12 protein-coding genes are annotated in these 13,523 nt (G+C 40.8%); 4 read left to right on the top strand and 8 right to left on the bottom strand.

Translation table 11 applies throughout. The features are described from left to right. Positions 1–7 precede the first annotated feature (7 nt). On the top strand, positions 8–1,114 hold the full coding sequence (locus tag AC3IRT_RS06970; RefSeq protein ID WP_489395672.1) for a mechanosensitive ion channel family protein: 1,107 nt from the start codon (positions 8–10) through the stop codon (positions 1,112–1,114). A 264-nt stretch (positions 1,115–1,378) separates the two neighbouring features. On the opposite strand, the gene AC3IRT_RS06965 is transcribed toward AC3IRT_RS06970, so the two are convergent. After that, on the bottom strand, positions 1,379–2,134 hold the full coding sequence (locus AC3IRT_RS06965; protein WP_489395671.1) for an isocitrate lyase/PEP mutase family protein: 756 nt from the start codon (positions 2,132–2,134) through the stop codon (positions 1,379–1,381). A 191-nt stretch (positions 2,135–2,325) separates the two neighbouring features. Then, entirely contained in the window at positions 2,326–4,215 is a 1,890-nt protein-coding gene (htpG, locus tag AC3IRT_RS06960) for a molecular chaperone HtpG (protein WP_489395670.1), read from the bottom strand. A 229-nt stretch (positions 4,216–4,444) separates the two neighbouring features. On the opposite strand from htpG, the gene AC3IRT_RS06955 reads away from it, so the two are divergent. Further along, positions 4,445–5,035 carry a suppressor of fused domain protein gene (locus AC3IRT_RS06955; protein WP_489395669.1) on the top strand — a complete coding sequence of 197 codons (591 nt, stop codon included), beginning with the start codon at positions 4,445–4,447 and terminating at the stop codon, positions 5,033–5,035. 156 nt (positions 5,036–5,191) lie between these two features. Here AC3IRT_RS06955 and AC3IRT_RS06950 read toward each other — a convergent pair whose 3' ends face one another. Next, positions 5,192–5,800 (bottom strand): hypothetical protein, encoded by a 609-nt coding sequence (locus tag AC3IRT_RS06950; RefSeq protein ID WP_489395668.1) that lies wholly within the window; start codon positions 5,798–5,800, stop codon positions 5,192–5,194. 223 nt (positions 5,801–6,023) lie between these two features. Between AC3IRT_RS06950 and AC3IRT_RS06945 the strand changes: the two genes are divergently transcribed. Together AC3IRT_RS06945 and AC3IRT_RS06940 are read left to right on the top strand one after the other, a co-directional pair. Then, positions 6,024–7,649, top strand: a complete 1,626-nt coding sequence (locus AC3IRT_RS06945; RefSeq protein ID WP_489395667.1) for an ABC-F family ATP-binding cassette domain-containing protein — start codon at positions 6,024–6,026, stop codon at positions 7,647–7,649. A gap of 94 nt (positions 7,650–7,743) precedes the next feature. Beyond that, positions 7,744–8,262, top strand: a complete 519-nt coding sequence (locus AC3IRT_RS06940; RefSeq protein WP_489395666.1) for a GtrA family protein — start codon at positions 7,744–7,746, stop codon at positions 8,260–8,262. A gap of 75 nt (positions 8,263–8,337) precedes the next feature. On the opposite strand, the gene AC3IRT_RS06935 is transcribed toward AC3IRT_RS06940, so the two are convergent. From AC3IRT_RS06935 to AC3IRT_RS06915, 5 genes are all read right to left on the bottom strand, one after another. Continuing rightward, positions 8,338–8,535, bottom strand: a complete 198-nt coding sequence (locus AC3IRT_RS06935; RefSeq protein ID WP_489395665.1) for a hypothetical protein — start codon at positions 8,533–8,535, stop codon at positions 8,338–8,340. 3 nt (positions 8,536–8,538) lie between these two features. Then, on the bottom strand, positions 8,539–8,808 hold the full coding sequence (locus tag AC3IRT_RS06930; RefSeq protein WP_489395664.1) for a hypothetical protein: 270 nt from the start codon (positions 8,806–8,808) through the stop codon (positions 8,539–8,541). A gap of 107 nt (positions 8,809–8,915) precedes the next feature. Further along, positions 8,916–9,638 carry an outer membrane beta-barrel protein gene (locus AC3IRT_RS06925; protein ID WP_489395663.1) on the bottom strand — a complete coding sequence of 241 codons (723 nt, stop codon included), beginning with the start codon at positions 9,636–9,638 and terminating at the stop codon, positions 8,916–8,918. Further along, entirely contained in the window at positions 9,571–10,026 is a 456-nt protein-coding gene (locus AC3IRT_RS06920; protein WP_489395662.1) for a carboxypeptidase-like regulatory domain-containing protein, read from the bottom strand. Before AC3IRT_RS06920 ends, AC3IRT_RS06925 begins: the two co-directional genes overlap by 68 nt. Before the next feature lie 424 nt (positions 10,027–10,450). After that, complete coding sequence (locus AC3IRT_RS06915) at positions 10,451–13,513, bottom strand: TonB-dependent receptor domain-containing protein (RefSeq protein WP_489395661.1); 3,063 nt, start codon at positions 13,511–13,513, stop codon at positions 10,451–10,453. Positions 13,514–13,523 lie beyond the last annotated feature (10 nt).

Below are 13,523 nucleotides of genomic sequence, written 5' to 3'. Positions count from 1 at the left end.
AAAAGATATGACAATCGACCTGACTGAACTTGCGTTCAAAATGCCCGCATGGACTTGGAATGTACTCGTCATTATTTTCTCGGTGGTTTTGGGTTTTATGATCCGTGCTGTACTTCTACCTATCGTACGCCAACAGGCAAACAATGGTAGCTCTTATTCTGCCATAAAATCCATTATTAGGCATCTTAATAAAATTTTATCCGTTTTTATTCCACTTTTGGTATTCAATGGATTATTGCCATTCACTCGTTTTACCGTGCAAACGTATGCCTCCGTAGAAAAGATCACAGAAATTATAATCACGCTTGCATTCGCAATTGTGGTTATTCGCTTTATTCGGATTTTTGAAGATTACCTCTATCATCGATTCGATATCAATAAGGAAAACAATCTGCGCGAACGCAAGATCCGTACGCAAATTGAGTTTATCCGCAAACTGCTGATTACACTTATTGTGATTGTCACGATCGCTATCGTGCTGTTGAGTTTTGAGAATATGCGTAAGATTGGAGCCGGATTACTTACTGGTGTGGGTGTGGGTGGTATTATTATTGGTTTTGCGGCGCAAAAATCCTTAGGAAATCTGTTGGCTGGTTTGCAAATCGCATTTACGCAACCCATTCGTATGGACGACGTATTGATTGTAGAAGGCGAATGGGGCAAGGTGGAAGAGATCAACCTCACCTATGTTGTGGTCAACATTTGGGATAAACGACGGCTCGTATTACCCATAAATTACTTCATCGAGAAACCATTTCAAAACTGGACTAGAACCACCGCAGAAATATTGGGAACGGTATTTCTACACGTCGATTTTACGATTCCGGTCGACAAATTACGTGGAAAATTGACCGAACTATTGGAAAGCAACGTACTCTGGGATGGCAAAGTAAATGTATTACAGGTTACCGATTTTAAGGAAAAGACGATGGAATTACGCTGTCTAATGAGCTGCCGAAATTCTGGCCACGCATTTGACCTACGCTGTTATGTGCGTGAGCATATGATTGCCTACATCAACGAGAATTTCCCCGGCGCACTCAGCCAAACACGCATTTCGATGTCTCCGCCCATCACACCAGAAGGTACGAATAGCGCACCGGAGATTGTTTAAAAAAAGTCATATCGTCATAGTGATAAGGTACGACGACCGCCGAAGGCAGCTCCAAAGGAAACCGATTTATTAAAAATTACGTCATTGCGCGGAGGTACGACAAAGCAATCTAATTTGTAGAGAAGACGATCTTCTTTTAAAGATTGCCGCAGCCTCGTGCCTCGGCTTCGCAAAGACGCTAAATTCAAAACAGAAAAATCACAAAAAAAACGGTCTGCAGACTAATCTGCAAACCGTTTTCAACTTATAAATAGCGGTATTATCTTACTGATACAATTTACCAAAGGCTTGCTCCTTCTGAATATCACCTAGCAACTCTTTTGTCGTTTTGAAGATTTTCTCGTACAGCTTAGCACCATGGCTGATACGTTTTACGCCGAGCTCTGTTAAGATTTTATAATCAGGAATGTTTGGCGTGGCAAACACGTTCAATGGCAATTTGATTTCTTGAATGAACTGCTTGATATCTTCTTCCTTCTCTATTACTGGCAAAAAAATACCATCCGCACCTGCATCCGCATAAATTTGTGCTCTTTTGATCGATTCGGCCAACGCGTCAGGATGTTTGGTCGTATACGTATCTGCACGTGCATTGATAAAAATATTTGTCACCGCTTTGATTGCTTTGATCTTATGCGCCAATACCTGTGGATCTTCCATGCCGCGTTTACCATCTTTCACGACGCCATCTTCTAGATTGATCCCGACAACACCCACTTCAACCAATTGCTTGACATGCGCGGCCACCTCTTCCGGATCAGAAGAATAACCGGCTTCAAAATCCACCGATACTGGAATATTTACAGCTTTTACGATACGCTCGACCACAAAAAGGATCTCGTCTACACTGATGTTTTGTCCATCTTCGTAGCCCAATATATTAGCGATAGCGTGGCTAGAACTTCCCAATCCTTGAAAACCTAATTCTTCGGCCACTTTGGCCGTATGTGCATCCCAAACATTTCCTAGTACAAATGGCTTGTCCTGCTCGTGCAGTGCTTTGAATTTTTCTACTGACATATTTGCTTGATTATAATTGTTATGAACTTCGTTCGATTTCTATTCCTTTACGCTTATAAATGTGCCGAGGTCAAGGTACAGCACACTCCTTAAAAACAGGGTATCTGTAAAAATGTTTTAGTATCAAAATTACTATAAATGCAAAAAAGGTGCTCCGAAGAACACCTTTTACAAAATATGTTGCTAGATGATTAAATCATCTCCACACTGCGCTTCACAAAGGAAGTCAACTCTGCTCCAGTCAACAAACCTCTAGAAAGCAATGCCAAGTCAAATGCTTGCTTCGCTAAGCGCGCACCTTCTTCATCCGAACTTTCCAAAATACGCTTCACCAAAGGGTGATTACCATTCACAGTCACTTTGTACTGATCTGGCAATTCGCCGTAAAAGCCCATACCGCCGCCACCAGTTTTGGCCATATCTTTCATACGACGCATAAATTCATCGATGGTTACAGAAACAGGTAGATCTCCAGCACTCAATGCCGCCACTTCAACTTTCATATCCGTACGCGTGATGGCTTTTTCAAATAACTCTGTCGCATGCTTGCTTTCGTCTTCCGTTAAAACTGCTTCGATCTGCTCGTCTTTCTCAATCAATTTCTCGGCAACATCTGCGTCGACACGTTTCAGCTGCACCTTCTCGCCGCCTTTTTGCTCCAAATAAGAAGTGATATGCGTATCTAAAGGACCATCTAAAACCAATACATCGTATCCTTTCGCTTTTGCACCGCTGATAAAACCGTCTTGCTGCGCGGTATCGTGCGTGTACAAATAGATGATGTTACCATCTTTATCTACCTGAATATCTTTGACTTTCTCATAGTATTCTTTGATGGTATAGTGCTCGCCATCGGTATTTTTCAACAAGCAAAATTCATTCGCTTTCTCAGCGAATTTGTCATCGCTCAACATACCGTATTTGATGAAAAGACCGATGTCATTCCATTTTTCTTCGAATCCTTTGCGGTCAGATTTGTAGATCTCCTGCAATTTATCAGCAACCTTCTTCGTAATGTAGGTATTGATCTTCTTTACATTGCCGTCAGCCTGCAAGAAAGAGCGCGATACATTCAACGGAATATCTGGTGAATCGATCACACCGTGTAGCAACATCAAGAATTCTGGAACGATATCTTTCACTTCGTCGGTGATGAATACCTGACGAGAATACAATTTGATATTATTGCGCTGTACTTCTAGGTCATTTTTGATTTTCGGGAAATACAAAATACCCGTCAAGTTGAAAGGGTAATCTACGTTCAAATGAATCCAGAATAATGGCTCATCCATCGCGTACGGGTACAATTCACGGTAGAATGACAAATAATCTTCATCGGTCAATTCCGAAGGAGATTTGGTCCATGCCGGGTTGGTATTGTTGATGACATTATCTACCTCAACGGTTTTGTATTTAGGTTTGCCTTCTTCGTCTTCACCATCTGGCTCGCTGGTAGATTTCGTACCGAAACGAACTGGAACGGGCAAAAACTTAGCGTATTTGTTCAGAATCTCTTCTAAACGGCTCTTGTTCAAAAACTCTTCCGAATCTGCATTTACGTGCAAGATAACATCGGTACCACGCTCCGTACGCGAACCTTCGGAGATCTCATAAGATGTGCTACCATCACAGGTCCAGTGCGCTGGCTCTGATCCTTCTTGATACGATAAAGATTGGATCTCTACGCGGTCGGCAACCATAAAAGCGGAGTAAAAGCCTAAACCAAAGCGACCAATGATCTCATTCGCATCATTCGCTTCCTTGAATTTCTCCATGAACTCGGTCGCTCCTGAGAATGCAATTTGGTTGATGTATTTTTTGATCTCATCTGCCGTCATGCCTAATCCATTGTCGGAGATCGTAATGGTTTTTGCTGTTTCGTCAAATTTGACATCTACCGTCAAATCGCCCACTTCACCGCCAAACTGACCTAGTGAAGATAAGCGCTTAATCTTTTGAGAAGCATCTACGGCATTGGACACCAACTCTCTTAAAAAAATCTCGTTATCAGAATATAAAAATTTCTTGATCACTGGGAAGATGTTTTCCGTGTGGATCGAAATCGTACCTTTTTCTGCCATATCTATAGTTTCTATTGTGTGTTTATCAATTTATGCGCTTCTTATGCGCAATTTTAATTATCGGTTATCACATAACTCCGACACCTGCTCAATATTGAGCTGCCGCAATGATTCACATATACGTTAGCAAGGAATATTCCATTCTAAAAATGTGGCCAATATGACAGCGTTCCGCTGAAAAAATAACAGTCAATGTGTATGTTTGCAGACACAGCCCTTACAAAACGTCATGTCATTGTTCAAAAAACCTCATTTTATGCGTTCCGGTGTAGAACGTTTTAGAGATCTTTTAGAAAAGGAAATCGGTCAACGATGCGAAGTCTATCGCCACCCGTCGAGCAATAAAAAGCTGCCCACTGTATTTGTGCTGATCTTCAAAAATTTCCCAAATGCAGAATACATGACAGCATACAGCTACGGACTTTCAGCGGCGAAAGAAGAAACTGAAAGCGCCGTTGGTCGCGAATTGGTGATTCAGATCAAAAGTAATTTAGACAATTGGGGACATGTGCTTGGTTTCCTGGTCAGCCATTTACGGGGTGACTGCCCATTCGATGTTGGGCAGATTATTCGTTTTGGACAGCCCATTGCAGCAGATTCCACGATGGAGCATTTCTTAGTGCACGACGTATCCAAAGACTTAGGTACATCAACGAACTTCACCTTGAGCAAAAATTATGCTATCTCACTAGTGCAATTGAGTCCTATTTACGGCAATGAATTAAGCTTGATTGATAAAATGGGTTGGTTTTCATTCTATTCCCGTCTACAATCGGTTAAAAGCGATGTAAAGCGAAAACCCATTGGCGCCTATAAATAACCCAATAGTTAATATATCAAGATGAAATGATGCATTTTACTAATCCCAGATTGCTTAATATTATTTGTTTCGGCGGTTGTATGTGTATCCAATCATGGCGCTATTTCGAAGATGTTTCATTCTGAAAAAAAGAACAATTCATTTTTGCCTTTACAATTAGCAATCTGGCACCATGCCCATCGTCATACCATTTGGTCCCCAAATCGGTACGACGCGCACACCACAGCCCGAATCATTATCATTCTCGGTCGGGATTTCACGACTCGTATTCAACTGCAGGTTTAAGGTCGATCCGGCGGGAAATGCACCATCCGTCTGTTTGAAATAAACACTCATTGCCAAATCCGCTTTGCCCCGTTGAAAGATCCCATCAAATAACATGCTTTGTGCCGCATTATCAATTTTTCCGTCTATCTTTTCTTGACTAATGACGAAATAGCTTTCGCTCTCAGCAGCTTCTAGCCGTAAGTCAGATCCATGTATCTTACCTCGGAATTTTAGATTTATCTCTCCTTGATCATCAAAGTCGGCCATAAACACGACCGAAACAGAATCATTTGCAGCCTCGATCACCGCTATACGACCTTCCCCGTTCCATATATAGTCTGTCTCACCGGGCTGCGAACGCACACCTCGTGCCGTACCTTTATACGGCTTACCACCAAAAAGTTCATCAAAATTACCATCCGCAATAGGCGTGGAATCATCTTTCGAACAGCCAACAAATAATAAACTAACTATGAAAATTGTGAATAGCTTTTTCATCTTGCTTTATTTAGTGATAATTAAGAACTAAGTTACAAGTGAGGGTCCCGGATATCAATCCCCGGAAACCAGTATTTTGCCGGCAAACACGGTCGTATAGGGTGGCATGATTAGCCTTAACCGCGTATCAATAATTTCTATTTTTAATCGTACCTTTGTACCCGAATTAGCATACAATAATTTATGGAGTGCAATCTCCTACAACACGTAAAATACATCATTCATGATTAATATATCAAACCTCTCCCTTCGTTTCGGAAAACGCATACTTTTTGAGGATGTGAATCTAAAATTCACCTCAGGAAACTGTTATGGTATTATCGGTGCAAATGGAGCAGGAAAATCTACTTTCTTAAAAATCATCTCTGGTGAGGTAGATCCATCAACTGGTTCCGTAGCTTTCACTCCAGGCGAGCGCATGTCTGTACTTAGTCAGGATCACTATGCCTTCGACGAATTTAGCGTGTTAGAAACGGTGATGATGGGTAATCAGGATCTGTACAAGATTATGAAAGAGAAAGACGCCATCTATATGAAGGAAGATTTCTCGGATGCAGATGGTGAGCGCGCTGGCGAACTAGAAAGTCTGTTTGCAGAAATTGATGGGTGGAATGCCGAAAGTAATGCCGCTACCCTTTTGAGTAATTTAGGTATTAGAGAAGAGCAACATACAAAACTCGTTCAAGAGTTGGATGGTAATGAGAAAGTTCGTGTGCTCTTGGCACAAGCGCTTTTTGGCAAGCCAGATATCTTAATTCTCGATGAGCCTACCAATGATTTGGACATCAAAACCATTGCTTGGTTAGAAGATTTCTTAGCATCATATGAAGCGATTGTATTAGTGGTATCCCATGACCGTCACTTTCTAGATTCGGTGTGTACGCACATCGTAGATATCGACTTCAGCAAAATGACGATATATACCGGTAATTATACGTTCTGGTACGAATCTTCTCAGTTAGCGCTGAAACAACGTTCGGATCAGAACAAGAAGACGGAAGATAAGGTCAAGGAACTACAGGAATTTATCCGTCGTTTCTCGGCCAATGCGTCTAAATCCAAACAAGCCACCTCTCGTAAGAAGGCTTTGGATAAGATCAATATCGATGAGATCAAACCTTCCAATCGTAAATATCCTGCTATCATGTTCAACACCATGGATCGCGATCCAGGAGATCAGATTTTGCAGGTAGAAGGCTTGAGCAAAACGGTGGATGGACAGGTCTTTTTCAAAGACATTTCCTTTATGGTCAATAAAGGCGATAAGATCGCGATCTTAGCAGATAACAATTTAGTCACTTCCGCATTTTACGATATCCTAGCAGGTCGTGATCAAGATTATAAAGGAGATTTCAAGTGGGGTATAACGATCACTCCAGCAGATATGCCGATTGATAATACCGATTTCTTCGAAGGCAGCAAGGAAAATCTAGTTGACTGGTTGAGAACGTATTCTACACGCCCAGATTCGGACGAACAGTTTATCCGTGGTTTCTTGGGTAAAATGTTATTCTCTGGTGAAGAGGTATTGAAGAAATGTTCGGTACTATCTGGAGGAGAAAAAATGCGTTGTATGTTCTCCCGCATGATGTTGCAAGGAGCGAACTTCTTGATGTTTGACGAGCCTACCAATCACTTGGATTTGGAGTCGATCACGGCTTTGAACAACGGAATGACAGATTTTAAAGGTTCGGTGCTATTCACTTCGCGAGATCATGAATTGACCGAAACGGTAGCGAATCGTGTTATTGAACTGACGCCGAAAGGAATCATCGACAAGTTAATGTCTTACGACGAATACATTCAGTCGGAAGTGGTGCAAGCGCAACGCGAAGAAATGTATAATTAATACGTGATCTAATCACTCTTTTTAAAACACCCTCGATAAATTTCTATTCATCGAGGGTGTTTTTTTGTGATAGGGTCGTTATCTTAGTGCCTTGATGAACTCCAACGATAGCAAGCTAAAATCTTTAAAACGGTATATTTCGGATACGGATGTTTCGATATCCGTCAGAAACCGAAAGGTGAACCTCTTGAATTACCAAAAATTCAAGTATGTTTTCTTTGGTGGTTTTAATGTCTTACTGAATTGGACACTGTTTTATCTGATCTTCCACTATGTCACCTTCAAAAACAATGTGGAAGTTCTTGGATTGGTTACCATCAGCCCATATATATTTGCACTATTAACCTCTTTTGTGGTGACGTTTTTTACGGGATTTCTGTTTAATTTCTTTTTCGTATTCAAACAAAATGAACACGCACCGAAATTCGGAAATCGGCTGCTTCGTTATTTTGCCACCAATATGGGATCGTTGTTCTTGAATTATTTCCTACTCAAACTATTTGTGGAACTATTACACTGGTATCCTACGCCATCACAGGTTTTGTGTACTTCGATTATCACTATTTATAGTTACCTCGCCCAGCGGAAGTTTACGTTTAGTAAGAAGTTTTAGCGCATTATTTACGAAATACCACTATTCCCAAGATATATGCGTTGTGAATAGTGGTAGTGATCATAGCACCAAAATTTAGAAAATATATCGAATACCTAATTGCATCTGCCAAGTAGTTCCCAAAGTACTTGCATTCTGAAATGGTGTAGTTGGTAGCTCCCCATTAATCACATTCATATTAAATTCGGGAATACCAGACTGTGCCGTCCTTTGGGTATTTAAAACTGGTTGTCCTTGATTGTTTACGCCAGGAATTACATTATTTCCATACAAAAATTATACATTATTAAGCCGACTTTGTACACCCGAACTTTTGCGAATTAGGTTGCCATAGCTAAATGGCTCATTTCCAAAAGTGGTGATAATATCACCTCCATCTAAGATATCGACTAAAGGAAATTCATCACCAGGAGTACTTCTCGGCTCATATTGATCTGAGTAGGATAATCGAATAGTGTTATTCGTGTTGCCCCAACGGCCGAAGTATTCTAGTGCACTAGAGTAAAAGTTGCGATCCTGAAAATAGTTAGAATTTTGGAAATGCAAGGTATTTCTCCCAGTTCTATTGTAACCAGCACGCTATAACCCCGAACCTGTAAAGGAACCGCTCAAGTTAGCCGGGGTGCTGGAAAGCACCTGATTATACCTGAGATTTATTTTATGATTATCTGCAATATTCCAATCAATTTTCGCAAAATCATGTCATGATTACTATTGTTTGAATAGCCTTGATAAGGCCCGGTTTCATAGCCATATGTGTTTCGGAGGAAGTTGCTCACACCATTTAAAAACTCTTCTGTAGGTCGAGTTACGTTGTTGGATGCATCCGGCCCAAAGGGATTTGAAGGACTTGATGCAATGCGATTCGGCCCAGGTTGTACACGTCTGAGTTGTTCTATATTAGCAAAAAAGAAGACTTTATTTTTGAGGATTGGTCCACCGAGCGTCACACCATATTGCTTTTCGCTCAAGTCTAATATGGGAATAACTTCATCACCCGCGCGGTTTCCGATTTGATTTTGATTTCTGGTGGTGTAAAACGCGGAACCGAAAAATTCGTTACTCCCTGAACGGGTCACCGCGTTTATCCCCGCCCCCGTGAAACCGGACTGGCGAACATCTATAGGGTTAATATCTACTACAATCTGCTCAATGGCATCTATGGAAATTGGAGATCCATTTGCAGGCAGATTTTGACCTATACCAAATTGGTTGTTGAAATTTGCACCATCTACCGAAAAATTATTAGCAAGGTAATTTCCTCCTGCTATTGCTGTTCCATTAGCTTGTGGCGTCAGCCGTGTAAAATCATTTATTACTTCTGGAAATGGATGGTAGCTGGTTAATCTGATCGCGACCGATCGCAGTGGCTGCACCGTTTTGTTGACCTTGAGTTAATCGTCTTGATACGGCCACCTCTTCCACGGTCGCTATATCATCACCGAACATCGCATTCAACACAAAAGACTGCCCCAACTGCAGGTAAACGTTATCATAAACTATAGCATCTTGGCCTACATAGGTAATTTCAATCCGGTAAGGACCTCCAACACGCATGTTGGCTAAAGTAAATCGTCCAGCATCGTTAGCTGAACTGGAATAGGCTGTACCAGACAGTGTGTGAACCGCACGGATAGTAGCGCCCGGTGTGGCTTGCCCCGATGATTGTGTTACTATCCCCGTAACACTACTTGTCGTAACCTGTGCTTGGATAGTTCCATAACTGGCTAGAACTAACAAAAAGAAAAGTAAAGATCTCTTCATAAATTAAAGTTTGTATTAATTAATTTTTGGTCGCGTAATAGTTGTAGTGAATAAGTTATTTTATACACGATGCCGAAACAAGAAAACGTTCAACGATCCCATTTCTAATTCGGATACCAGAACGAAATAAACTTAATTTTATTAAAAATAAAATTTCTAAAAAAAAAGTAATAATTACATCAAGATTAAACATAAAGAAATTGTTAACTTTTTAAGGCTTTAATATATCTACATAAATATATTTATTTCACATAAAGAATAATAAGCAAAGTGGATCATTATTCAGTTATTGGCAAGAATATTTTTAAATTTATAACTACTGCAAATTTGCATGGATAACAGCTTCCATCTGATTAAAACAAAAAAATCCCCGAGCGATTGCTCGGGGATTTTAAAATTAAATCTCTATGTGAAAAACGTTAGACTAGAACGTGTAACGCAATCCTAACATAATTTGATAAGTAGTTCCAAAGTTACTTGCATTTTGGAATGGTGTTGTAACCAGTTCATTATTTACATTACGTAATCTAAATGCCGCTGGTACGCCTTGTGGAGACACTCCTCCATTAACTCCTAACAATTGCTCTGCAGTATTTAAGTTCTCTTGAATACCCCAAGCTTTGTTAAGCAAATTACCGAAATTGATAAAGTCAGCACTAAATTGTAGGCTATGTCTGCGAGGGCCGATATTTGTAAATATGTCTTGCAAAACACGCACGTCAAAACGATTCAACCAAGGTCTCAAAAATCCGTTTCTTGGCAAATACTGACCTCTATACTTATCTAAACCATTTTCAGCAGCATATAGATCGAACGCTGCCGCTTGATCTGCCGAGGTAAAGGTTCTGCTTTGTTGGACATCATCCTTATCTCTGTAGGTGATCGTGTAATCTTGGAAGTTAAGAGAAGATGTTAATTTAGGCATGTAGATCAGATCTGCAGTTTGGCCGTCTCTATTAATGTCGGTCGAGTAAATGTACGAGAAGCGACCTTGATGAGAACCATTATAATAAACACCCACCGTAGTAGCTAATGCATTTGCATACTCAAAACGATAGCTCAAATTAGCAACAACTCTATGAGGAATAGCAAAAGATGATATGTGCAACATTTGATCGTTAGGACCATTAATATTTGCAGACGCACCCCAAGCTGAACTAGCGCTTGATCCGCTGTTTCCAGTCACATCTTTTGCATCAGAATAGGTATAGAAAACACTACCACTAAAACCTCTATAGTTTGGCACGCTTAAACCAACTGTAGCACTCAAAGCATATCCTTTAACATTAGTATTTGTTAAGACAGTTCCGTTGTTAGCGCCAATAGCAGGGTTAAATGCAGTTGCTCCGTTTGGATGATATGCACGATTATCACCATAATCTCCCGGTTCGCCAGACGATCCATAGTTAAGGAAAGTATTAGGCGCTCTTAAGTTAGAACCAAACTGGAATACCGCGTTAATGTCACGAGTATATAAGAAATCTCCCGTTACAACAAAAGGTGAGTTTGGAATTTTGTAATCAGCGCCCAAACTTGTACGCCAAACCATTGGCATCTTGAACTTGCGATCCACTAAAGAAAATGTACCTGGAGCACCATCACGAGGTGATCTGATAAATACATTTTCCGCACCTTGTGGCACATTGTTTAAATGATAATATGGATCTGTATTGAAATTTACATTTCCAATCCATGGTGCCACTTCGCCGTAATTTCCTGGTTCAATCGTGTTTTGTAAAACTCCAGCACCTGTAGGCATGTTGGTCAACCACACAAAAGGCACACGTCCAGAGAAGAATCCGGTACCTCCGCGAAGTACTAAGCTGCGATCTCCAAATACGTCATAGTTCACACCTAAACGTGGAGAAACTAGCAATTGCGATTTAGGCCACAAACCTGAGTTGTAGTTAGTCGGCATACCATTTACATCTTGCAAACGCAACGCGTCGATTGAAGGATTTGCCGTTAGCTTATTCATGTAAATTGGTAACTCTGCACGAACACCATAAGTAATAGTCAACTTATCGGTAGCAGTCCAACGATCTTGCGCATACAATGATGCCTGACCAAAGTTTACTCTCGAATAAGTATCTTGACCATCATAAGGGTAGGTCAATCCGAACATGATTGGCGCCACCTCATTAGGACCACCTGTGCTCAAGAAATCTTCCACAGATGCATATCTGTAATACGAACTTCCCATTCGGGTAAAGCTGTTACCAAAGTTCTGAATCTCAAATGCTGCACCAAACGTGAAATTATGTTTATCAGCTAATAAGGTTAAGTTGTTAATGAAGGAATAATTATTATTAATTACATCATTATTGTACGAGAATAGCTCGGTACCGAAACTCATATAGTTTTGGTGCGGACTAGAGTTGTCAGCTGGATTATGCGTACCGTCACCTATATCTACAAAAGGAAATAATTGATTACTAGGTGTTGTACGAGTATCTTGAATACGTGTATACGTCGCTAGAAATTGATTACTTAATCTTGAGCTAAAGTTACTGTTTAACTCAGCTGTGATAGAACGAACCACATTCTGAAATGCATAATTTCCATTCTCAAATGTAATCGAGTTTTGACCAACCCGATTATAGGCACCAGTTGCACGTGGGCGAGGTCCTGATGAACCATTTGCTACTTGCATCGAGTTTCCAATAACCTGATTGTAACGCACTGCTAATTTGTGCACATCATCAATATTCCAGTCTAAACGCGCTAAGAATTTCGTACTGCTTTGCTTAGCCTCGTTGGCATAACCCTCATATCGTCCTGGATCATATCCCCATTGGTTAATCAAGTGATTCCGTACTAGCTCCAAATCAGATCTACGAGTTCGGGCGATATTTTGTTCAGGTACCGCTACACCGTCTTCAGACGGTCTCCAAAGATTAGAACCAGAGGCATTTGCTCCAGTCGATTCCTCACGCTCCGCATTAACAAATAAGAATAATTTATCTTTTACAATTGGACCGCCTAATCTAAAACCATAGTTGCGATTTGCAGCGTCAACACGGTCTAAAGTAACATCTCCGATGCGGCGACCTTGTAGATTTTGGTTCTGTAAAAAGTAATAGGCAGATCCCTCTACGCGGTTTGAACCACTACGAGTGATCGCATTGATACCCGCACCAGTAAAACCCGATTGCGTCACATCAAAAGGAGCAATATTTACGGTAATTTGTTCGATTGCATCTAAAGAAATAGGTTGCGATCCACCACCTGGTAAAGGATTGTTTGTATCGGTACCAAAACCGTTGTTAAAGTTTGCACCGTCAATTTGCACGTTATTATAACGTGCATCACGACCGGCAAATGACGTTCCATTAGCTTGTGGAGTTAAACGCGTAAAGTCTATAATACTACGATTAACTTGCGGAAGCTCTTTTAATTGCTTTTGACCAATGGCAGTTGAGGCACCGGTACGAGCCGTATTGATACGACTTGGTCCTGTTACAGCAATCTCATCAAGATTTGTCATCCCATCTCCA

This window comes from Sphingobacterium sp. KH_072 (genome assembly GCF_057837975.1).
The sequence above is the reverse complement of the archived record's forward strand: the minus strand, read 5'-3'. Positions and strand labels throughout refer to the sequence as shown.

Coding starts and splice junctions, on each gene's coding strand:
- AC3IRT_RS06945 (WP_489395667.1), top strand. CDS start 6,024: ATGATTAATATATCAAACCTCTCCCTTCGTTTCGGAAAACGCATACTT.
- AC3IRT_RS06970 (WP_489395672.1), top strand. CDS start 8: ATGACAATCGACCTGACTGAACTTGCGTTCAAAATGCCCGCATGGACT.
- AC3IRT_RS06950 (WP_489395668.1), bottom strand. CDS start 5,800: ATGAAAAAGCTATTCACAATTTTCATAGTTAGTTTATTATTTGTTGGC.
- AC3IRT_RS06915 (WP_489395661.1), bottom strand. CDS start 13,513: ATGACAAATCTTGATGAGATTGCTGTAACAGGACCAAGTCGTATCAAT.
- htpG (WP_489395670.1), bottom strand. CDS start 4,215: ATGGCAGAAAAAGGTACGATTTCGATCCACACGGAAAACATCTTCCCA.
- AC3IRT_RS06955 (WP_489395669.1), top strand. CDS start 4,445: ATGTCATTGTTCAAAAAACCTCATTTTATGCGTTCCGGTGTAGAACGT.
- AC3IRT_RS06965 (WP_489395671.1), bottom strand. CDS start 2,134: ATGTCAGTAGAAAAATTCAAAGCACTGCACGAGCAGGACAAGCCATTT.
- AC3IRT_RS06920 (WP_489395662.1), bottom strand. CDS start 10,026: ATGAAGAGATCTTTACTTTTCTTTTTGTTAGTTCTAGCCAGTTATGGA.
- AC3IRT_RS06940 (WP_489395666.1), top strand. CDS start 7,744: ATGAACTCCAACGATAGCAAGCTAAAATCTTTAAAACGGTATATTTCG.